This window comes from Streptomyces sp. NBC_00158 (assembly GCF_045160885.1).
Classification (GTDB): Bacteria; Actinomycetota; Actinomycetes; order Streptomycetales; family Streptomycetaceae; genus Streptomyces.
The window spans coordinates 19099-39881 of sequence record NZ_CP108161.1; the positions used below are offsets into that span (position 1 = coordinate 19099).

The 20783-nt window shown below is 73.8% G+C and carries 17 protein-coding genes; 10 read left to right on the top strand and 7 right to left on the bottom strand.

What is annotated here, in order from left to right:
• Positions 1-44: 44 nt before the first annotated feature.
• The gene (locus OG553_RS00095; protein WP_405976917.1) at positions 45-182 is read right to left on the bottom strand and encodes a hypothetical protein; all 138 of its coding nucleotides are present in this window, start codon (positions 180-182) and stop codon (positions 45-47) included.
• Positions 183-504: 322 nt separating this feature from the next.
• On the opposite strand from OG553_RS00095, the gene OG553_RS00100 reads away from it, so the two are divergent.
• From OG553_RS00100 to OG553_RS00110, 3 genes are all read left to right on the top strand, one after another.
• Complete coding sequence (locus tag OG553_RS00100) at positions 505-1431, top strand: hypothetical protein (protein ID WP_405976918.1); 927 nt, start codon at positions 505-507, stop codon at positions 1429-1431.
• Positions 1428-2912, top strand: coding sequence for a hypothetical protein (locus tag OG553_RS00105; protein ID WP_405976919.1), 1485 nt, complete (start codon positions 1428-1430; stop codon positions 2910-2912). Before OG553_RS00100 ends, OG553_RS00105 begins: the two co-directional genes overlap by 4 nt.
• A 375-nt stretch (positions 2913-3287) precedes the next feature.
• Positions 3288-4754, top strand: a complete 1467-nt coding sequence (locus OG553_RS00110) for a lipase/acyltransferase domain-containing protein (RefSeq protein WP_405976920.1) — start codon at positions 3288-3290, stop codon at positions 4752-4754.
• Between the two features lie 110 nt (positions 4755-4864).
• Here the strand turns inward: OG553_RS00110 and OG553_RS00115 are convergent, their stop codons facing one another.
• Positions 4865-5434: a hypothetical protein gene (locus OG553_RS00115; protein ID WP_405983217.1), complete on the bottom strand. Its 570-nt coding sequence runs from the start codon at positions 5432-5434 to the stop codon at positions 4865-4867.
• A 173-nt stretch (positions 5435-5607) separates the two neighbouring features.
• Here OG553_RS00115 and OG553_RS00120 point away from each other — a divergent pair, with 173 nt between their 5' ends.
• The 3 genes from OG553_RS00120 to OG553_RS00130 are packed head-to-tail and all read left to right on the top strand — an operon-like array spanning position 5608 to position 11049.
• On the top strand, positions 5608-6927 hold the full coding sequence (locus OG553_RS00120; protein ID WP_405982908.1) for a hypothetical protein: 1320 nt from the start codon (positions 5608-5610) through the stop codon (positions 6925-6927).
• The gene (locus tag OG553_RS00125) at positions 6924-7838 is read left to right on the top strand and encodes an AAA family ATPase (RefSeq protein WP_405976921.1); all 915 of its coding nucleotides are present in this window, start codon (positions 6924-6926) and stop codon (positions 7836-7838) included. The genes OG553_RS00120 and OG553_RS00125 overlap by 4 nt, the downstream gene beginning before the upstream one ends.
• 1 nt (position 7839) lies before the next feature.
• Complete coding sequence (locus OG553_RS00130; RefSeq protein ID WP_405976922.1) at positions 7840-11049, top strand: SAV_2336 N-terminal domain-related protein; 3210 nt, start codon at positions 7840-7842, stop codon at positions 11047-11049.
• Between the two features lie 63 nt (positions 11050-11112).
• Here the strand turns inward: OG553_RS00130 and OG553_RS00135 are convergent, their stop codons facing one another.
• Complete coding sequence (locus OG553_RS00135) at positions 11113-12150, bottom strand: saccharopine dehydrogenase family protein (RefSeq protein ID WP_405976923.1); 1038 nt, start codon at positions 12148-12150, stop codon at positions 11113-11115.
• Between the two features lie 130 nt (positions 12151-12280).
• Between OG553_RS00135 and OG553_RS00140 the strand changes: the two genes are divergently transcribed.
• Positions 12281-13255: a helix-turn-helix domain-containing protein gene (locus tag OG553_RS00140; RefSeq protein WP_405976924.1), complete on the top strand. Its 975-nt coding sequence runs from the start codon at positions 12281-12283 to the stop codon at positions 13253-13255.
• A gap of 161 nt (positions 13256-13416) precedes the next feature.
• Positions 13417-13830 (top strand): hypothetical protein, encoded by a 414-nt coding sequence (locus tag OG553_RS00145; RefSeq protein ID WP_405976925.1) that lies wholly within the window; start codon positions 13417-13419, stop codon positions 13828-13830.
• Positions 13831-13868: 38 nt separating this feature from the next.
• On the opposite strand, the gene OG553_RS00150 is transcribed toward OG553_RS00145, so the two are convergent.
• A complete protein-coding gene (locus OG553_RS00150) occupies positions 13869-14720 on the bottom strand; it encodes a helix-turn-helix transcriptional regulator (protein WP_405976926.1) in 852 nt (283 codons plus the stop codon).
• A gap of 131 nt (positions 14721-14851) precedes the next feature.
• Here OG553_RS00150 and OG553_RS00155 point away from each other — a divergent pair, with 131 nt between their 5' ends.
• Positions 14852-15052 carry a hypothetical protein gene (locus OG553_RS00155; RefSeq protein WP_405976927.1) on the top strand — a complete coding sequence of 67 codons (201 nt, stop codon included), beginning with the start codon at positions 14852-14854 and terminating at the stop codon, positions 15050-15052.
• A 500-nt stretch (positions 15053-15552) separates the two neighbouring features.
• Positions 15553-16473 carry a hypothetical protein gene (locus OG553_RS00160; protein ID WP_405976928.1) on the top strand — a complete coding sequence of 307 codons (921 nt, stop codon included), beginning with the start codon at positions 15553-15555 and terminating at the stop codon, positions 16471-16473.
• 541 nt (positions 16474-17014) lie between these two features.
• On the opposite strand, the gene OG553_RS00165 is transcribed toward OG553_RS00160, so the two are convergent.
• Genes OG553_RS00165 through cysD form a run of 3 tightly spaced genes read right to left on the bottom strand, consistent with a single transcriptional unit; the run spans position 17015 to position 20636 of the window.
• Positions 17015-18421, bottom strand: coding sequence for an FAD/NAD(P)-binding protein (locus OG553_RS00165; RefSeq protein WP_405976929.1), 1407 nt, complete (start codon positions 18419-18421; stop codon positions 17015-17017).
• Complete coding sequence (locus OG553_RS00170; protein ID WP_405976930.1) at positions 18418-19677, bottom strand: sulfate adenylyltransferase subunit 1; 1260 nt, start codon at positions 19675-19677, stop codon at positions 18418-18420. The genes OG553_RS00165 and OG553_RS00170 overlap by 4 nt, the downstream gene beginning before the upstream one ends.
• Before the next feature lie 2 nt (positions 19678-19679).
• Positions 19680-20636 carry a sulfate adenylyltransferase subunit CysD gene (cysD, locus tag OG553_RS00175; RefSeq protein WP_405976931.1) on the bottom strand — a complete coding sequence of 319 codons (957 nt, stop codon included), beginning with the start codon at positions 20634-20636 and terminating at the stop codon, positions 19680-19682.
• Between the last annotated feature and the right edge of the window lie 147 nt (positions 20637-20783).

Here is a 20783-nt window from a genome sequence, read left to right on the forward strand (position 1 = left end):
TCGAACGCCGTCTCGCCGAACCGGCCACCGCCAGACCTCCCCGGCTACGACCAGTTCATCAGGCGACGGACCGTCATGCCGACTGCGGTGTCCGTCAGTTCGGCCGTCGCGTCGGCGGCTTCGTCGGTGGACCAGCCCGACAACGCGGAACCGGCGCACAGCTCCCCCGGGCCGGCCAGCATCGGTGCCGACGGCGCCAGTTCACCACCGCGACCCGACCCGCCCGGGCAAGTCCGCGTCGCGGGCGAGTGGGGAGCGGCGGCTGGCTGTGACCGTGCGCACGGGCCGTTCGGCCGTGAGAGCCATCGGGACCCGGATGCCCATGTCCACGGGGCGGGAATCCTGTCTCACGTTGTGTGCACGAGGTGGCAATCTTTGCCAAGTTGTGTAGCTTGATGCCGCGCCGCCTGGACGGGCTGTGCACGCGGGGGCGGCGGGACCGGGAGGGACGGCGGCACGCCCCGCTGAGCGCGCCGGTGCCGGCGCGAGGGGGGACGGTCTGCGATGCCGGTGGCGATGGTCAAGGCGGTTCTGCTCGCCCGCAAGAACGAGGAGCGGTTCAAGGAACTGCAGCGGCGGCGCAAGAAGTTGGAGCGGCACATCCGGCAGGAGGCCGAGGAGCAGGAGCGCCGCAGGCGGGCCGTGTACGACCGGGCGCTCGTCCCGTTCCAGGAGGTTTTCGCACGGCTCAAGCACGTCGATCTGGCGGAGCTGGCTGCGGTGGAGCCGGCCGGAACGGGCGTGGCGGACGTGGAGTTGCGGGAGCTGCGGCACGTGGCGGCCACGGCGGTGGCCTCGCTGACGGGAGGCGCCCTTGCCGGAGCGGGGGTCGGGGCCGTGGCCTACGCGGCGGTCGGAGCCTTCGCGACCGCGTCGACTGGAGCCGCGATCTCGGGGCTGTCCGGGGCCGCGGCCACCAGCGCCACTCTGGCCTGGCTGGGCGGAGGGTCGCTGGCGGCAGGCGGTGGCGGGGTCGCGGCGGGCACCGTGGTGATGGGGGCGCTGGTGGCCGGTCCGGCTCTGCTGGCGGCGGGAGTCCTGCTGGAATGGCGCGGCCGCGCGGTGAACGACGAGCAGAAGAAGTTCGCCCGCCGGCTGGCCGAAGCCGCCCGGGAGCTGAAGGAGGCCCGGGCACAGATGTCGCCGGTGCTCCAGCGCAGCCGGGAGATCCGGCTGGTCCTCAAGGACCTGTGCCTGGCGATGCAGGCCCGGCAGGCGGCGTTCGCCGAACTGGTGGACCGCAGTGAGGACTACGGCTCGTACGGTCCGGGCGCACGGGCTCTGGTGAAGGAGATGTTCGACCTGGCCGTGGCCACCGTCGCCGTGATGGGGGCGCCGCCCGCCGGGGAGGACGGACGCGTCGGCAAGCTGTCGGGACGGGCCGTCGCCGACGCCCGTGCGCGACTGGCGGCGCTGGATCCCGCGGCATGACCGCCGAAGGGGCTGCCGGTACGGGCACGGCAGCGGGCCCGGCCGCATCGGCCGTGCCGTCGGCCGCGGGTGCGGCCGCGTGGATGGCGGCGGATGCGGCGACCCGCGGGTTCGCCGCGGCCACCTTGGAGACCCTGGACGCCAGGGAGACGGTGCAGCGCCTCGCCCGCCGGTACGCGGGCCTGGCCAACGCCCAGCGGGCCGGCCACCTCTTCGAAGTGGAGCACGCTCTCTCCTTCAACCAGGCCGCGGCCCGGGCGGGGTCCGGGGTGCGGGCGGTCGTGTCGGAGTGGATGGTGGGGGGATCGCACACGGCTGCCGCGGACATCCTGCTCGTCGACGGGACCAGGACGGTCGGCGAGGTGCAGGCCAAGCTGATGGCATCGGTGTCCGGCACCGCGCACCAGCTCCGCCGTGAGCACTACACGGGCATGCAGCGCCTGGTGGCCGGGGACAAGGTGGCCGCCGTGGACAGCCTCCTCGAACGGCGCCTGACCATGCGTCCGGACGGCGTGGGCTTCACCGCGTACGCGGACGCCCGCGCCCGACTCGGCGACACCGTCCGGTACGGGGACATCGCCTCGCAGCCGGTGGACCTGGCCGACGCGCACCGCCACGCCACGGACCCCGAGAAGTGGATCGGCGGCCAGGTGCGCGAGGCGGCCGGCCGGGAAGCAGCCGCTGCCGCGGCCACCGGCGCGGCGACGGGCGGGGCGGTGGCGGCCGTCATCGCGGCTGCCGGGCAGCTGGGCCGGATCCGCGCCGGGGAGACCTCACCCGCCCAGGCCGCGCTCACCGCGGCCGCGGCGGCCGCCCGCGGCGCGGCCCACTCCGGCGCCCTCGCCGGGCTCTCCTCGGCCGTCCGCTCCGCGGGGCGCGCCGGCCGCCTGCCGGCGGCGTTCGGCGGCGGTGAACTCGCCCCGGCGACGGCGGGCGCCGCCCTCGCCGTCGCCGCAGCGGGCCTCGACTTCGCGCAGGGACGCATCGACGGGGGCGAGTTCGCCGCACGCGGCGCCGAGGCCGCGCTGCGCGCCTCGCTCGGCTGGGCCTGCGGTGCCGTCGGCCAGAGCGTGATCCCCGTACCGGTCGTCGGCGCGCTGGTGGGCGGACTCGTGGGCCAGGCCGCCGGGACCGTCATCGTCCAGGGGTTGCAGGCAGCCGTCCTCATCGCCCGCGGCACCCGCATCACCGGCACCCGCTCCCTCGAACACGAACTCCTCGCTGCTTCCCTGACCAGCGGACTCCTGGCCGCGGCAGCCGCCTCCCTGGGCCCCCGTACACACGCCCAGGCCACCGTCCTGCCCGCGCTCGGACCGGTCCGCGACCACCTCACCGGCACGGACCCCGCCCGTGCCCTGTCGTCCCTGGCCGCGCTCACCTCCCGTCACGCCGGACTCCCCCTGCACCTCACCCCCGAGGAATTCGACAGCTGGATGACCGGCCCCGACCGGATGCCGCTCGTGCTGGACCCCAACTGGTGAACCCCACCCGCCCTCTTGAGGGTGTGATGGGGCGCTACGGTGCCGGGACGAGTGACCCCTTCGCCTCGGGCGAGGATCATCCGGCGCGCGAGGTCCGTCCCTCGAAGCGGCTGCCGGGCGAGGGTCGGGGAGTCGCCGCACGGCGGCCGGATCGCTGGTCCCGACGGGCCGCTGGGCCTCCTTCTCGGCGGCACGGCGCTGTGCCTCCGCCGTGTCGGCGCGGACAGCCTGGGCATGGTGGACGGCGTCGCCGTCAGCGTCTGCTCGCGTCCCTCCCAGACGTGGAGGCGCAGGGACGGCCGGATACGCCAAGGGCCTCCCCGCGCGCCATCGGGCACGGCATGATGGGGTGCCGCGGGAGTACCAGGGGGAACCGTGAACGGCCGCTTACGCTTCGACGACCTCATCGTGGTGCTGCCCGGGATCGGGGGCAGCACGCTCCACCGCGGACACGTCCCCGTGTGGAAGCCGCCGTTGGCCCTGGGGGGCGGACTGCGCCCCTTCGGCCGGGCCCTGGAGGAGCTGGCCGGGGACCCCCGCCTCCTCGACGAACCCGAGTACGACGACGGCATCGTCCCCTCGGGCCTCATCGGACTCCCCGTCACCATCCCGGGCCTCACCAAGCTCAACCAGTACGGCAGACTGCGCCGCGCCCTCCGCGAGCACTTCGAGCTCGTTCCGGGCGACTGCGCCGCCGACGGGCCCCCGGCCAACCACTTCGAGTTCGCCTACGACTGGCGGCGCGACAACCGGGTCTCCGCGCTGAGACTCAAGACCCTCATCGACCGCGAACTGCCCAAATGGGCGAGGACCCTGCCCTACGGCCGTCCCAAGACCGTCCTCCTGTGCCACAGCATGGGCGGCCTCGTCGCCAAGTACTACCTCGACGTCCTCGGCGGGTGGGAGCACTGCCGCGCGCTGATCACCTTCGGCACCCCCTTCCGCGGCACGCTCGCGGCCCTCGACCTCCTCGCCAACGGAGTGCACGTCCTCGGCACCCGTCTGAACGCCGTCGCCGACGTCCTCGGCGCCTTCACCTCCGTCCACCAGCTCCTCCCGCGCTACCCCGTTCTCCTCGACCGGCGCCCCGGCACTCCGCCCGGGCAGGGCCCCGGCCACGTCCACCGCTCCCCGGTCCGCCTCGGTACGCTCGACCCCGCGCGCGCGACGGACGCCTACGAGCAGTTCCACCGCCGCATGGACCGGCACTCCCCCGGCCCGGCGGCCCCGCTGCTGCCCATCGTGGGGTACGGCCACCGCACCCCGCAGACGGCGGTGTTCGACGGGACCCGGCTGCGGATCACGACCGACCCGGCCGCCCTGGGCGCCGAACGGCGGCAGTTCGCCACCGGCGACCGGAGCGTCCCGGCCGTGTCCGCGATCCCCGTCGAACTCTCCGAGCGCTCCACCTGGGGCTGGGAGAACGCCACGCACTCCACGATCCACGCCACCCGCGACGTACTGGAGCGGCTCCTGCGCCTGCTCGCCTCCGGCGGGAACGTACTCGCGGACCTCCAGTCGCCCGGGGACCCGCCGCCGGGAACCGACGACGCGCGCGGCTTCTTCCCCCTCGCGCCCGACCCCCACGCCCTCGGACTCGAAGTCGGCGACGTCCACGCCGCGGGCCGGCCCGTCGTCCTGACCTGCCGCGGCCACGGCATCACCACGGGCCCCCACCCGCCCACGCTCGCACTCTCACCGCCCTGCCCGCCGGACCGCATCACCCTGGACGAACACGGGGGCGCGGCACGCTGGACCGTCACCGGCCTCGCCCCCGGCACCCACGAGGTCACGGTGTCCTTCGCGGGGCGAGCGGTGACCGACTTCTTCGAGGTCTGGTGACCGGACCGACGCCGACGCCCGGCCGGTGGGAGAAGTGGAAGAAGACCGAACCGGCCCGGCTCGCCTGCTACGTGGACCCCGAGGAGATCGCCCGCCGGTACGCGGGACCCTCACCGGGCCCGACGTACCTCCAGCGCGCGGCGGACCGCCGCGCCGCCGTCGGGACGGTCTACGACGCTCTCGCCGCGCAGGGGCTGCGCTACGAGACCGCCGCGATCGACTTCCGTCGCTTCCACCCCGCCGAGCAAGTCGTCCGGACCCCCGCCGAGATAGCGGAGCAGGGCGGCAACTGCCTCGAACTGACGCTGCTGTTCGTCGGCCTGTGCCTGGCCAGCAAACTGCGCGCCCTCGTCGTCCTGCTGGAGGACCACGCCCTGGCGGCCGTCTGGCTCGGCGGCGACCTCGACCCCCTGTGGGCGCCCGGCAGCCCCGCGGCGACCGGCCACCTCATCATGGACCAGGGCCTGATCAACGCAGCGGCCGGCTTCACGGCCGTACGGACCACCCTGACCGGACAAGTCGCCGACGGAACCTACCTGCTGGTCGAGTGCACCGGTGTCACGGCCGAGGAGGAGCCGGGGACGCGCTCGCTGCGCCGCACCTTCGACGAGGCGGTCGCCGAAGGACTGGACCGCACCGGACGGGGGAGCCTGGTCGACCTCGTCGACGTCTCCTTCCACCAGCGCGGCACGCTCTACCCGCCCTACGCGATCCCCGCCCCGCCACCCCCGCCACCCCCGCCCGGGCCGCCGGAGCCGGCGAGCCCGGCACCGGGCCGCCGGAGCCGGCGAGCCCGGCACCGGCCCGCCCCGAACACCCCAGCGCGCTCGGAGAACGGGCCCTGGACACCGCCCTGCGCCGGGCCGCCGCGGCCCACCCCGCCCTCGCGGCCCGGCTCGACCCGCCCCGCCGCACCCTCGCGGAACTGGTCCGCGTCCTCGACACCACCGACACGGCACCCGAAGGCCCGGAGCTGCGGCGGCTGCGCGAGGTCGCCGGAGCCCTCGCCCTGGCCCTGGACGCCCACGCCTTCATCGCCGCCTGGATGCCCCAGGCCGCCCACCCGGCCGCGCTGCGCCGCGCCCTCCTCGACTGCGTCGCCGACACCCCCGGACTGCGGCCCGGCGGACTCGCCGAACACCTCGACGCCGCCGTCCTGCACCGGCCCGTCGACGACCCCGACGGCCGCGCGACCCTGCTCCGCTTCGTCGTCCGCCTCGCGGCCACCGCCGGGCTCGACACCGGGGACGATGCCTTCACCGACTGGTGCCACCGCGCCGGCCAGGACCTCGCCACCGCCGAACTGCTGCACCGGAGGTTCAGGAACCTCGCCGACGACGCCCGCCGACGGCTCGTCGTCCACCTGCGCGGCACCACACCGGCCGACGACCGGCCCGGCTCCGCCGACGCCTGGCTCCTCGACGACAGGGGCCGCCCCACCCACACCCGCCCCACCACACCCTGCGGGCCCGACCCCGACGGCCTCGCCGACACCCTCGCCGACATCCTCGACTGGGCGGACGGCGTCCTCGGCACCGCCCTGCTCCACCGGGTGGACATCGCCCTCCCCGCCCCGACCCTCCTGCACTGGCGCCCCGAGGAGGCCGACGTCGGGATCCGGCTCGGCGCCCACCACCAGGTCGTCCTGCACTGGGGCGCCCGCATCCACCCTCCCGGCCACCTGCGCCGGCTCTCCCGCCAGGCCGCGTACCGGCTGCGCCACGTCGAGGACGGCGGCGACGCCGTGTACGGCAGCGTGGACTGGGTGGACCCCGCGACCGCCGGGAACCGGGAGGACTTCGAGGAGCGCCTCGGCAGGAACGACTACCCCGGCGCCCTCGGCCTGCGCTTCGCACCCGCCGACCCCGACCCGGACCACCAGTTCGAGGCACTCCTGGCCCGGTTCCCGATCCTCATGTGGCAGGACCGCGCCGTGACCGCCTGGCCGGCCGTCGAGGAGGAAGTACGCGACCGCTGGGTGACCCTGCCCGACGGATTCACCCACGCCTACCGCACCGCCTGGACCTGCGCCGAGGACGCGGCGCCCCCGCTGGCCCGGCTCCGCGCCGTCTGGGACGACGGGCACTGGCTCGCGTTCTGCCGCACCAGCAGCACGCACACGGCCGGCATCACGGCGGCCGCCGGCGGCCGCCGCACGAGAGGACGACGATGAGCTGGACCCCTTACTACCGCGGCGACGGCACGGCCCGCGAAGACGAACTGCCCGGCCCTCCGCCCTGGCGGCTGGCCCCACCGGCCACCGCCGCAGCCACCTTCCGCCCCCCGGACGGGCTCCGCGAGGCCGTCAACGCCGCCCTGTGCCTGCGCCGCCCCCTGCTGCTCACCGGCTCGCCCGGAACCGGGAAATCCACCGTCGCCTCGGCCGTCGCCCACGAACTGACCCTCGGCCCCGTCCTCAACTGGCACGTCACCTCGCACAGCACCCTCACCGAAGCCCTCTACCGCTACGACGCCCTCGGCCGCCTGGAAGCCACCCGCCGCAACGAGGACGACGGCATCGGCCGGTTCCTGCGGCTCGGGCCCCTCGGCACCGCCCTGACGCCGGCCGACCGCCCCCGGATGCTCCTCGTCGACGAGATCGACAAGAGCGACATCGACCTGCCCGGCGACCTCCTCAACGTCATCGAGTCCGGCAGCTTCGAGATCCCCGAGCTCACCCGGCACGCGGAACCCGACGTCGCGGTCCGGCTGTGGGAGTCGGACGCCACCGCGACCGTCCACAAGGGCGTCGTCCCCTGCACCGAGTTCCCGTTCATCGTCATGACCAGCAACGGCGAACGGACCTTCCCGGCCCCGTTCCTGCGCCGCTGCATCCGCTTCCGGATGCCCGACCCCGACCACGGCGAGCTCGTCAAGATCCTCGAAGCGCACCTGGGCGGAGCCGCCGCCCGGCAGGCCGGCGGCGTCCTGTCCGAGTTCGAGGCCCGGATCGCGCGCCGCGAGAGCCTGGCCACCGACCAGCTCCTCAACGCCGTCCACCTCGTCACCGGGGAGCTCGGCCCCGACGACCCGCTCCGGGCCGGCCTGGTAAACCTCCTCCTCCACGACCTCAACGCCCCCTGACATGCTCGAATCCCTCATCCGCGGACTCCGCCGGGCCGGCGCCGACGTCGACGTCGTCGCACTCGCCGACGCGCTCTGGCTGGCCCGCGCCATGGGGGACACGGCCGGCCCGACCGGACCCCCGGACCCGGCCGGCGCCCCTGCCGTGCCGGCCCCCGGCCGGGAGCCGTCCGAGGACCCAGCCGGCCCGGAAGGAACTCCGGAACCGCTCGCTCCGTACCCCTCCCGGCCGGAACCCGGCACCTACGACACGGACGGCGTCCCCGACGGCCCCGGCACCCTCGCCGCCGTCACCGGCCGCGTCCGGCGCGGCAGCGCCCTGCCCGACGGCCCCGCCCTCGCCCGGGCCCTGCGCCCGCTCAGACGCCGCCGTCCCGGCGGCCGGGAAGTCGGGCTGGACGTCGACGCCACCGTCACCCTGTACGCGCGCACCGACGAGCTGACCCCGGTGTTCACCGCCCTGCCCGAACGCTGGTTCCGGCTCGACCTGGTCGTGGACGCCTCGCCCTCCATGCAGGTCTGGCGGGACACGGCCGACGACCTGCACGTCCTGCTGCGCCGCCTGGGCGCCTTCAGCACCGTGCGCCGCTGGACCCTGCACCCCGGCCCGGACGGCGCACCCGTCCTCCACGGCCCGGCCGGCGGGCCCGTACCGCACGCGCTGCTCCGGGAACCGCGGGGCCGGGCGCTGCTGCTCGTGCTCTCCGACTGCGTCGCGGACGGGTGGCACGCCCCGGACACCTGGCGGATGCTGCGCGACTGGACCCGGTCCACGGCCACCGTCCTGCTCAACCCCCTCCCGCGCACGCTGTGGCCCCACACCGGCCTGGACGGTCCCGTGGTGCCCCTCGCGGCCCGCGGACGCGGCGCCCGCTCCGCCGATCTGGCCGCCGGGGTCCCCGACGGCCTGCGGCGGCTCCTCGCGGCCGCCTACCCGGAGGTGACGGGCCCGTGGCTGCCCTGCCCGGTGGCGGGGATCTCGGCCGCGGCGGCGCAATCCTGGGCCGGGACGCTGATGGCCGTGGGGGAGGCGGCCTGCGAGGGGGTCCTGATCCCCCCGGACGGCCGCCCGCCCGAGCCGCAGGACGAAGACGACCCGTACGACTACCCGTACGTCTACCCATACCCGCACCCCGACCCGGATGCAGAGCTCCCTATCGCGGAAGCGGAGCTGCTGGTGGACGCCTTCCGCCGGGTCTCGTCCCCGCAGGCCCGCCGGCTGGCCGTCCTGTGCAGTCCCCAGACCGAGCTGTCGCTGCCCGTCCTGCGCGCGGTGCAGGCGGCGATGGAGCCCGGCTCGGGGGTGGACGTCCTCGCCGAGCTGGTGGTGAGCGACCTCTTCGAGCACGTCCCCGGTACGGAGTCCGGGGAGCTGCGGCTGCGGTTCCGGCCCGGGGTGCGCGAGGAGCTGCGTACGTCCCTGTCGGCGGAGGACGCCTGGCAGGTCTACTTCGCCCTCAGCCGCTTCGCCGACGCGGAGGCGACGCGGGGCACGGGCCACGCGGTCGCGGTCGCCGCCGAGCGGGGCACGGCCCGCATCCCGGACGGGCTCCCGCCGTTCGCGGCGGCGAGCAGGGCCGTGCTGCGTCTGCTGGGCGCGGAGCCGGAGCCCGCCCCGCCGGAGGCGGTGACGGCCCGTCCGTTCCCGCAGGACGGACTGTGGATCCGGATCGGCAACAGCGTGGCGGACCCGAGGGCCTACACGGTGGAGGCCCGGACGCTCGGCGACCGGCGCTTGACCGCCTCGGAACACGTCCCGGGGTTCCGGCAAATGCAGAGCCTGGTGACCAGCACCATGGACGGCTGGGCGGCGCTCGGCCCGCAAGCACCCGGAAGCACGATCACGCTCGACGTGCCCTGGGAACTGCTGGGCTTCCTCTTCGAGACGTGGGCCGGCCCCGGGAGCGAGCCGCACGCACTGCGCCACCCCGTGGTGTTCCGGTCCACCCTGGCGGACCGTGAGCCGCACGCCGGGCACGACCGCTGGGAACGCCTGCTCAGGGCGGGCGGGCGGGTCCGTCCCCACGAGGTGCACTGGCCGGGCGACGGGTTCACCTCGTCGGCGCTCGTGAGCACGCTGCGGGCCGACGAACAGCTCATGTGCCTCGTGGTCGACCACCCCCCGATCAGTGACCCGTTTTACGACGAGCAGTTCCGGATCGCCCAGGCGGAGGGGATCCCCGTCGTGGTCTGGAGCCGTGAGGAAGGGGACGGGACGCGCTTCCGGGAGTACGTGAACCTCCTGTTCGCCATGGAGACCAGCCTGCCCGAGAGCCTTCTGGCCCTCCACCGGCGGGCATGGCTGGAGTCGGGGGCACTCGCCCCCCTCGCCCTGCTCTGGAACGACCCCGCACTGGAGCAGCCGACGGCCGCCGTGCCCCCGGTCGCGGCACCCGGGCCACTGCCCCGGAGCCGCACGTACGCGGTCGTCGTCGGGGTCGAAGCGTACGGCGCCGAGAATCACCGCCTGGACCTGGACGGCCCCGCGCACGACGTCAGGGGCATCACCGAGTGGCTGCTCTCCGAAGGCGTACCGCCGGACCACATCACGGCGCTCGTCTCGCCCGTGGAGGACAACTTCGAGGTGACGGAGGGGATGGGTGTACCGACGCGCGAAGCCACCACCGCCAACGTCATGAGGGCCCTGCTCCAGGAGACGGCCGCACGCACCGACGCGGACCTCCTCCTGGTCTTCTGGAGCGGACACGGCACGATGGACGCGGACGGCTCGCAGTACCTGCTGACCGCTGATGACACCGCCGGGACGAACGTCTCGCTCACCGACCTGCTCGGCCGCTTCCGCTCCCCGCAGGTCAGCACGTGCGACGAGCAGTTCTGGTTCATCGACGCCTGCGCCACCGCGGGGGCCCGGGTCGAGGAGGAGGAGGAGGGGGGCCGCTCTGAACCCCCCAACCCCGGGGACGACCTCCCCGGACGCCCGCACCCGCGCCGCCGTCAGTACGTCTACATGGCGAGCGGGCCGGAGAACGGCGCGGTCGAGGAGCCCGGCAGGGGCGGGCTGTTCTCCCTCCAGCTGATCGAGGCGCTGCGCGAGGTCAGGCCCTGGGACGCGGACGCGCCGTCAACGCTGTACGAGACGATGCGGGAGCGCATCGCGCGGCAACGGGAGCGCGGCCGGACCCGCCAGACCCCGATGTTCGTCCACTACGGCGGACAGCGGCCCCGGGGCGACTCGGCCGGCCGCCCGTGAGTCGACCGGGCCGGTCCGCGTATGCGCCCCGTGGAAGTGGTCTTGCGTCGTGCGGCGCCGCGGTCAGGCGCCATGCGGGTGGAGGTCGAGTGCGATGTGCGGGGCGAGTGCGTGCAGGAAGTCCGCTGCGTCGAAGATCTCTCCGGCGGAGGCGACGCCCGTGGACTTGGTGCGGCCGGTCAGGACGCGTTCGAGGGCCTCGGCGACCAGGGGCGCGGTGACGGCGTAGATGTCCTGGCCGCCGGCCGTCGCCCGGCGTTCGACTCCGCCGGAGCGTACGACGGCGTCGACGAGGAAGGTCTGGTCCGAGCGCCCGTCCTCCTCGGCGGCGATCGGTGCCGGTGTGTGGGGGGCGGCGACGTCCCGGACCGCCTCAACGGTCATGTAGGTGGTCACGTCGGGGATGGACAGGTGCTGGGGAACGGTGACGACGTCCGCCATCGTGAACTCCCCGATCACGTCCCGGACCCCCATCGGTTCCGGGAAGGTCCACCGGAGGGTGGGCGGGGCATCGGTGCGGCGCTCCCACTGCCCGCCGCTGTAGCGCAGGCGGACGTCCCCGCGCCGCTCGCGGGAGACGGCACCGGACAGGCGGGTGCCGGCGGTGGGGCGCCAGCTGCTGAGCGCGTAGGCGATGTGGGCCTCGTCCGCTGCGGTCCAGTCGCCCATCGCCGCAGTGGCCAGCAGGTCGCCGAGGCCGCCGAAGAAGGCCATGGCCGGGACGATCACCGCGCCCGCTTCTCGGGCCCGGTCCCGGTAGTGGGCGAAGGTGTCGAGGTTGGCCTCGAGCTCGGCGGCCACGTCCAGGTACGGGATCTTCGCACGGAGCGCGGCCTCGATCACGGGACCGGTGGTCGTCGCGAAGGGGCCCGCGCAGTTGATGACCGCCACCGTGCCCGCCAGGGCCCGGTCCAGCGACGCCGCGTCCTCGGCCGTCGCCGGCCGGGGCTCAAGGCCGTGCTCGTCGGCCAGCTCCCGCAGGGCCTGGGCGTTGCGCCCGGAGGGCACCGGGACGTACCCGCGCGCGGCCAGCTCCGCGACCACGAACCGGCCGGTGTGACCGTACGCGCCGAACACCGCCACCAGCTGACCTGACCCCATGAGACTGCTCCCGTGTACTCGAACCACCCCGCCGCAGTGTCGATCCGCCGCGGCCTGACACCCACATCCTGTCCTCGCGACAGCCCCACGCACGAGCGTCGGAAACGACATGACGCGTACAGTTTCGGACATGCCCTCTGTCGTGCTGGCCGTCACCGACGGCATGCTCCACTACGAACTCTCCGTGGCCCTCGAGGTCTTCGGCGCCGATCTGACCCACATCGTGGATCCCTGGTACGACTTCTCCGTCTGCGGAAGCGGTCCGGTGCACGTCGACCGCTTCCGCCTGGAGCCCGACCACGGACTCGACCAGCTCGCGCACGCCGACACGGTGATCGTCCCCGGCTGGGCCGACACCGACCGCGAACCGCCCGCCGACCTGGTCCAGGCGCTGCGTACTGCCCACGAGGCCGGCGCCCGCGTGGCCTCTCTGTGCACGGGCGCCTTCATCCTGGGCGCAGCCGGACTGCTCGACGGCAGACGCGCCACCACCCACTGGGCACACACCCGGGAACTGGCCCGGCGCCACCCTGCGGCCACCGTCGACCCCGACGTCCTGTACGTCGACAACGGCGACGTCCTCACCTCGGCCGGCAAGGCCGCCGCCATGGACCTGTGCCTGCACCTGGTCCGCCTCGACCACGGCGCGGCCAACGCCAACAAGATCGCCCGCCGCCTGGTCATCCCACCCCACCGCGACGGCGGCCAGGCCCAGTTCATCGCCACCCCGCTGCCGGAGCCCGGCAACCACCCCCTGGGCGAACTCTTCCCCTGGGCGCTGGAGCGACTGGACCAACCGCTCACCGTGGAGGACCTGGCCCGCCGGGCCCGGATGAGCTCACGCCACCTCGCCCGCCACTTCAAACACCTCACCGGCACCACACCGCTGCAGTGGCTCCACACCCAGCGCATCCGCCACGCCCAGGAACTTCTGGAAACCACCAACGCCACCGTCGACACCATCGCCACGGCTACCGGCATGGGCACCGCCACCACGCTGCGCCGCCACTTCCACCGCAGCGTCGGCGTCCCACCCGACACCTACCGCCGCACCTTCCGCCCCCAAGAGCCAGTCCCGAGCGCACATCACGGAGTCGGAAGCTGAACTTCGACGGCGGCCGCGAAGTGGAACCACCGGGGGCGGGATCGCCGCCACGGACTACATCCGCTTCAACATCGCCAGGATGAAGGGCGCCGGACAGGCCAAACGAGGGCGGCGCTCCGGCCTACTCGGGGAGGCTCTGCGCGGCCGAGACGGGAACGGACATGGAGGTGGCCACCAGCTCGCAGGGCATCGCGGTGGTCGAGGCGACGGGGGCCACCGTGCACGACCCGAAAGCCGTGGGCGCCGACAACCCGGATCTGGTCACGACCCCCGTGAAGGTCGTGGAGGTGGTGAAGGGGCAGTTCGCCCCCGCCATCGGTGTCTCCCAACGCGTCAGGCCGGGCGGCTCGCAGGGGTCCTTCGAAGTGGCCACGTCGAACCGGGAGGTGATGATGGAGCCGGGCGGCCGGTACGTCGTCGCGATCGGCCCCGGAGACCTCCAGGCCCATCCAGGAACCACCACCTCCGCCACGCTGATCCAGCCCGCGACCAGGGGAGCGGGCGCCGAGGCCGACTACTGGCGGAAGGTGGTCGCGCAAGCCCCACCGCGCCCGGTGTGCGACGACACCCCATAGGCCGCGGGTGCCTACGGGCCCGCCCCACGGGGTGGTGGTCAGCGGGCAGTAAGCCGGATCGCGTGGAAGGCCCGGCTGAGGCGCTCCGCCTCCCCGAGCATCTCCCTCTGCTCAGCGGTGGGCAGTTCCGTTCGGCAGTAGTTCTTCACCTCGGCGCGTAGCTCCTCGGGAATGTCAACGGCATCGCTGAGGTAGAACAGTTCGGTCCGCGCTTCGTCGAGGTCCGGATCCTCTGGCCACGCCATCGCGGAAAAGAGGGCGATTCCCTGCAGGAGCTTGCCGACCTCGAACCAGCGGAACTCGGCGCGTGTGGTCCGCTCCTCCACCAGACCGACCACTCCCTCCACCACGTGCCCGCACGCGATCAGGGTGTCCCTGCCCGGAGGGTCAATCTGCTCCAGCAGGGTCCTGACCTCACGCAGTTGTGCGGTTTCGGCCTCGCTCAGACCGACCCGGCGAAGCGCGCCGAGGAAGTCCTCGAACCGACCGGACGCGGTCAGCTGGAGCGTGAGAGCACTGCCGACGGCTGACCCGGCCTGGAAGAGCGCCAGCAGACGGTCCTCGGCGGGCGCCGGGGCCGGCACGGCGGGCCGCCCGACAACCGTGCTCCTGAGGAGGCGCCCCGCTCTCGCCGCTCCCTCGGCTCGCCCAGCCGCGACCTTGCGCAGTTCGCGCAAGGCGTTCACGTCCATACCCAACACTTTGCCCAGTGCCACGACCGTGCTTTCCCTCGGTACAGCCCCATTGGCGAAGTTGTGGAGGGTGGTGCGGCTCACCCCCGCCAGTTCGGCTAGCCGGGCTGCTGTCATCCGCTTGTTGATTCGTCTGTCGTGCACCCGCCTGCGTAGCTCGACGAGTGCCTCCTGAGGCCCAGGATTCTCCGTGCCCATTCGCCCCCCCCTGCGTCGGGAGTCCGGCAGCAGTTGTCCAGGTGTACAGCTTTGTCCACGTGAACCGCGTTGCACACCGGTTCCAGGAAAGTCGGTCACGTCAACACCCCGACCTCTGCTTGGAGATCGCCGTGAACCGCATCGCCGTCGCCCTGCTCACCATCGCCCTGGTCGTCGTGCTCGCCCTCTTGGCCGGCGCTGCCGCGGGCGTGCTCGCCCGCCTCGACGGCGTCACCTACCCCGCCGCCGTAGCCCGCGCTTGCGCAGCCTTCGCCGCAGTCCTCGCCCTTGCCGCCGCGACCGCCGGCGTGCTCTCACAGGTCCTGATCTGATGCTGCGGCGCCGGACGCCTGACGCCTGACGCCTGACATGACGGTGGGCCCGTACGCGTTCTCACGCGTACGGGCCCACCGTGCCGGTTGGCAGGTAGCGACTCGTCGTCGCCGTCACCCGGCCGCCGGAGCCCCGGCATGTGCGGTTCCGCCCGCCCGCCCCTGAACGGACCGCGCCCGTGTTCCGGACACGCACACCCACCTGTGTCCTCACCGGAACCGCCTTCGTCCACATGGCCGCAGCAGGCCTGCTGGACCCCGCCGACCCACCAGCCGAGCAATGCCTGTACCCGACGGGGCTCTTCGGACGGGGCCACCGCGTACGCCGACTGCGCACAGGGAGAGGTGGGGCAGTCACTTCCGGTACGGCGGTCCGGCACCGCAAGGGTGCTGTCCGTGCCGGAAAGTTATTGGCTTGCCTTTCGAGTAGAGCGCATACAGACTGATCGCCGTTGAATCGAACGCGTTCAACTGAACGTTTTCCACATGGGGGGTAAGGAATGGACTTCAACCGCAAGCGTGCCGCCTGGACGGGTGTGCTCGCCGCCGCCGTCTCGGTGGGTGTACTCGCCTCTCCGGCGGCCCAGGCCGCCGGTGGCAAGACCGACACCCCGGCCGCCGTCAAGGTCGCGGTCAAGAAGCCGCAGGGTGGTGTCCCGGCCAAGAGCGCCGCCAAGAACCAGCAGCGTGCGACGGCCCTCGCCGCGACGGCCAACGTCTCGCTGAATCCGGGCGACGTGCTCGCCTCGAACGAGTACATCGAGACCGAGAACGGCTTCCTCTACATGCAGCCGGACGGCAACCTCGTCCTGGACCACAAGGCCGGCGCCGAGCTGTGGGCCTCGGGCACCTACGGCAACACGGGTGCGTACGCGCTCTTCCAGGCGGACGGCAACTTCGTCGTCTACAAGAAGGACGGCGGCCCGACCAAGGGCGGGGCCTTGTGGAGCTCCCGCACCTGGGGCAACCCGAACGGCCACCTGGACTTCCAGGACGACGCCAACCTCGTCGTCTACCGCGCGGACAACTCCGCCGCCTGGTCGACCAGGACCTGGAAGGTGGGGAACAACACGCTCACAGGTGGTCAGAACCTGGAGCGCGGCACCTGGATGTCGGCCGCCAACTCCATCCTCGCCCAGGACAACCGCGGTTACTTCGCGGTGTTCTACCGCGGCAAGGACTACGGCCGCGGCTTCTGGAACTACAGCCCCGGCGCCTACACCCGCATGCAGAACGACGGCAACCTCGTCACGTACAAGAAGGACGGCGGCGAGGGCAAGGGCGGCGCGCTCTGGGACACCAAGACGTGGGGCCAGAACGGCGCCTACCTCACCTTCGGGGCGACCGACTCCACCCTGTTGCTGCACAAGTCGAACGGCGACGTCCTCATCGACTTCAAGACCGGCGACGACCAGCAGTAGATCCGGTTCTGAACAGGCAGCCGTTCGGCACCGGTGCGGCCTGCTGGAGGTTGCACGGCCGGCAGGCGGGCCTCGACCACGCGATCGTGGACGAGGCCCACGGAACCGCCGGTGACCTTGGGCCGCGATCCACGACAGCGCCCGCATGCCGGCGGGCTTCCGGCTCTGCCTGACCGCGAACTCCGCGGTTCCTGGCGGCGGCACAGGCTGTCCGGGGCGATCGAGCGGGGCACCTTCGCGGGGTTCGGATCTACGTGTGTGAGATCCGGGCCCCGTCTCCGCGTTCGCGGGAGGCCCGGGTCTGGTCGGCCTGGCTGTGCGGCGACCACCTCCTGACCGAGCGGCGCGAGGCCCTGCGCTCAGGGGAGCGTGTGGGGGCCAGACGAGGAGACCTGGGAGGCCACGCTCGCCGCGGTCGACAAGGACTGGAACTGCCCCTGGCCTTCGGCCGGCAGCGGGAGTACCGCGTGCCAGCGGACCTGGTCGACGCCGTCGGGCAGCTGCCCAAGGCCTTCCCGCGTCGGGGCGGGAAGGGCTGCTCCTACGTCCCGGCCCGCAGGGCGGGCTGCGGCAGGGGCGGCTTCGCTGGCGGCGGCGCTCCCAGGAGGGTGGTGGCGAGGGCGTGGGACTGGGTGCGGAGTTCGGGGATGGCGGTGGATTCCAGGAGGGCTCCGCGGCGGAGGGAGCCCAGGGTCCAGAGGGGCGACGGCGGGTGGCCGGGGGCGGGGTGGAGGCGGCCCGTGGGGGTGACGCGGAAGCCGAGGCCGGTGGGGTCGGGGGTGGCCAGGCGGGAGGCGAGGAGGGCGGTGATGAGGGGGTCGTCCAGGCGGCGGACGTCCTCCTCGGGGCCGGTGCAGTTGATGACGGTGCCCGCGTGGAGGGTGCGGCCGTCGCGGAGGTGGATGGTGAGGGAGTCGGCCGCCTCCCGCACGTCGGTCACCTCCCCCTGGGTGACTCCGATCCGGCCCGCGGCCATCTCCTGCCGGAGGGCGCGGGCCGTGGCCGGGGGGATGCGGTGGCGGTGCACGTTCCACAGGGTCTGGTGGTGGCGCAGGAAGCGGATCCGGTCGGTGAGGGAGAGCTGCTGCCAGAGCTCCGCGGTGACCGGGCGCAGGCTGTCGATGCCGACCCGCCAGTCGCCGTAGCCGCGGCGGCAGGCCGAGACGTGGCTCAGCAGGGCGCGGCGGAGTTGCCGGAGGCCCGCGCCCGGGTCGGGGGTCGGGGGCGGGGCGGTGGGCAGGGGTGAGCCGGTGTGCGGCTGGGGCAGCAGGCCGTGCCGGGAGATCGCCCGTACGGTGCGGCCGGCGCGGGTGAGGGTGAGGGCGACGTCGACCATGGTCAGCCCGGTGCCCACCAGGAGGACGGGTCCTTCGCCCGGCAGGGCGTCGAGGGCGCCCGGCGCCCAGGGGTCGGGCAGGTAGCGGGGGGAACGGCGCAGGGCGGCCGGGGCCCATGCCTGGCCGGGCGGAGAGTTGCCGGGGGCGAGGACGGCCGCGTCGGCGCGCAGCGGTGTCCCGGAGCCGAGGGTGAGGGTCAGGCCGCCGCCGGCGGGGCGTACGTCCACGACCCGCTCGTGGACGCGGTGCAGCCGCGCCGGGCCGGGCGCCGAGGCAGCATCGGCCAGCACGTCGGCGAGGTACGCGCCGTAGAGCGCCCGGGGTACGTGGTCGGCGGGGGTGTGGACGCCGGGTGCGCGGCGGTCCAGCCAGGCGGTGAAGTCCCCCGGCCGGTCGGGGTGCGCGCTCATCCGGGCGGCGGGGACGTTGAGCAGGTGGTGCGGGGAGGCGGTCGCGTAGGCCAGGCCCCGGCCGGTGGTGGCGGCCGGGTCGATCAGCGATACCTCCAGGGCGGCCCGGAGCGCGGCGGCCCGGTGGAGGAGGTGTGCGGCGGTGAGGGTTCCGGCGGCTCCGGCGCCGATCACGGCGACGCGCACGGGTGCGCCGGTCACGGCCGGCCTGCCATGGCGGCGGTGAGGGTGGTGCCTTCGGCCGGGTCGATCAGCAGGAACGATCCGGTGCCGCGCTGGTCGGCGTACGCGTCGATCGCGAGCGGCTCCGCGGTGCGCAGCACCACGTGGCCGATGTCGTTGGCGTTCAGCCCGTCGGGGGCGGGGTGCTGCTGGAGGGTGTTGATGTCGAGCCGGTACGCGACCTTCTCGACCCGTGCGCGGACGGTGCGGGTGGTGTGCTTGAGCAGGACCCTGTCACCGGTGCGCAACGGGCGTTCGTGGAGGTGGCAGACGGTCGCGGTGATGTCCCGGGTGGGGGCGGGCGCGGCTGTGGCGGGAGCGATGAGGTCGCCCCGGGAGACGTCCACGTCGTCCGTGAGGCGCAGGGTGACGGACTGGGGGGCCCAGGCGGTGTCGACGGGCTCGCCCAGCGCGTCGATGCCCTGGATGACGGTGGTGCGGCCCGAGGGGAGAACGGTCACGGGGTCGCCGACGCGCAGGACGCCGGAGGTGACGCGGCCCGCGTAGCCGCGGTAGTCGGGGTGTTCGGGGGTCTGCGGGCGGATCACGTACTGCACCGGGAAGCGGGCGGGTCCGGTGGTGAGGCCGTCGTGCAGGGGGACGGTCTCCAGGTGGTGCAGGAGGGTGGGGCCGTCGTACCAGTCCATGTGGGCGGAGGGTTCGACCACGTTGTCGCCGGCGAGGGCGGAGAGGGGCAGGGCGGTGATGTCGTGGAGGCCGAGGGCGGTGGCGTAGGCGGTGAACTCGGCTGTGATGGCGGCGAAGACGCCCTCGTCGTAGCCGGCGAGGTCCATCTTGTTGACGGCGAGGACGAGGTGCGGGACGCGCAGGAGGGCGGCGACGGCGGTGTGGCGGCGGGTCTGCTCGGTGACGCCGTTGCGGGCGTCGACGAGGACCACGGCGAGGTCGGCGGTGGACGCGCCGGTGACCATGTTGCGGGTGTACTGCACGTGGCCGGGGGTGTCGGCGAGGATGAACCGGCGGCGGGCGGTGGCGAAGGAGCGGTGGGCCACGTCGATGGTGATGCCCTGTTCGCGTTCGGCGCGCAGGCCGTCGGTGAGGAGCGCGAGGTCGCAGGTGTCGCGGCCACGGTCGGCGGAGGCCCGCTCCACGGCTTCCAGCTGGTCGGCGAGGACGGACCGGGAGTCGTGGAGGAGGCGTCCGATCAGAGTGGACTTGCCGTCGTCCACGGAGCCGGCGGTGGCGAGGCGCAGCAGGGGGGCACGGGTCGTCACGGCTAGAAGTACCCTTCGCGTTTGCGGTCTTCCATCGCGGTCTCGGAGGTTCTGTCGTCGGCGCGGGTGGCGCCCCGTTCGGTGAGGCGGGAGGCGGTGATCTCGGTGATGACGGCGTCGGGGGTGGTGGCGTGGGAGTCGACGGCGCCGGTGCAGGACATGTCGCCGACGGTGCGGTAGCGGATCGTGCGGCGCTGGAGGGGTTCGGTGGGGTGGGGGCCGCCCCAGGGGCCGGGGGTGAGCCACATGCCGTCGCGCCGGAAGACGTCCCGTTCGTGGGCGAAGTAGATGCCGGGGAGTTCGATGCCCTCGCGGGCGATGTACTGCCAGACGTCGAGCTCGGTCCAGTCGGAGAGGGGGAAGACGCGGACGTGCTCTCCCGGGGCGTGGCGGCCGTTGTACAGCTGCCAGAGTTCCGGGCGCTGGCGGCGGGGGTCCCAGGTGCCGAACTCGTCGCGCAGGGAGAAGACGCGCTCCTTGGCGCGGGCCTTCTCCTCGTCCCGGCGGCCGCCGCCGCAGACGGCGTCGAAGCGGCCGGTGCGGATGGCGTCCAGGAGGGGGACGGTCTGGAGGGGGTTGCGGGTGCCGCCGGGGCGCTCGCGGAGCCTGCCGGTGTCGAGGTACTCCTGGACGGAGGCCACGTGCAGGCGCAGGCCGTGCCGGGTGACGGTGCGGTCGCGGTGGGCGAGGACCTCGGGGAAGTTGTGGCCGGTGTCCACGTGCAGGAGGGCGAAGGGGAGCGGCGCCGGGGCGAAGGCCTTGAGCGCCAGGTGCAGCATGACGAGGGAGTCCTTGCCGCCGGAGAAGAGGACCACCGGCTTCTCGAACTCGCCCGCCACCTCCCGGAGGATGTGCACCGACTCGGCTTCCAGGGCCTCCAAGTGGGAAAGGGAGTACGGACGTTGCGTGCCGTGGCCGGGCCCGTCGGCGCGGACCGGGGTGTCGGTCGCGATGGTCACGCGGGCTCCTCTCGGTCGGGTCTGGGCGGGTACGGGCAGCACGGTGTGCGGGACGGGGCCCCTCGGGGCGGGTTGACGCACATCGGCGGGGTGGGGCGGGCCGTTCGTGGCGGCCTGCGGGAATCCTCGCCCGGGGGCGGGCGGGCG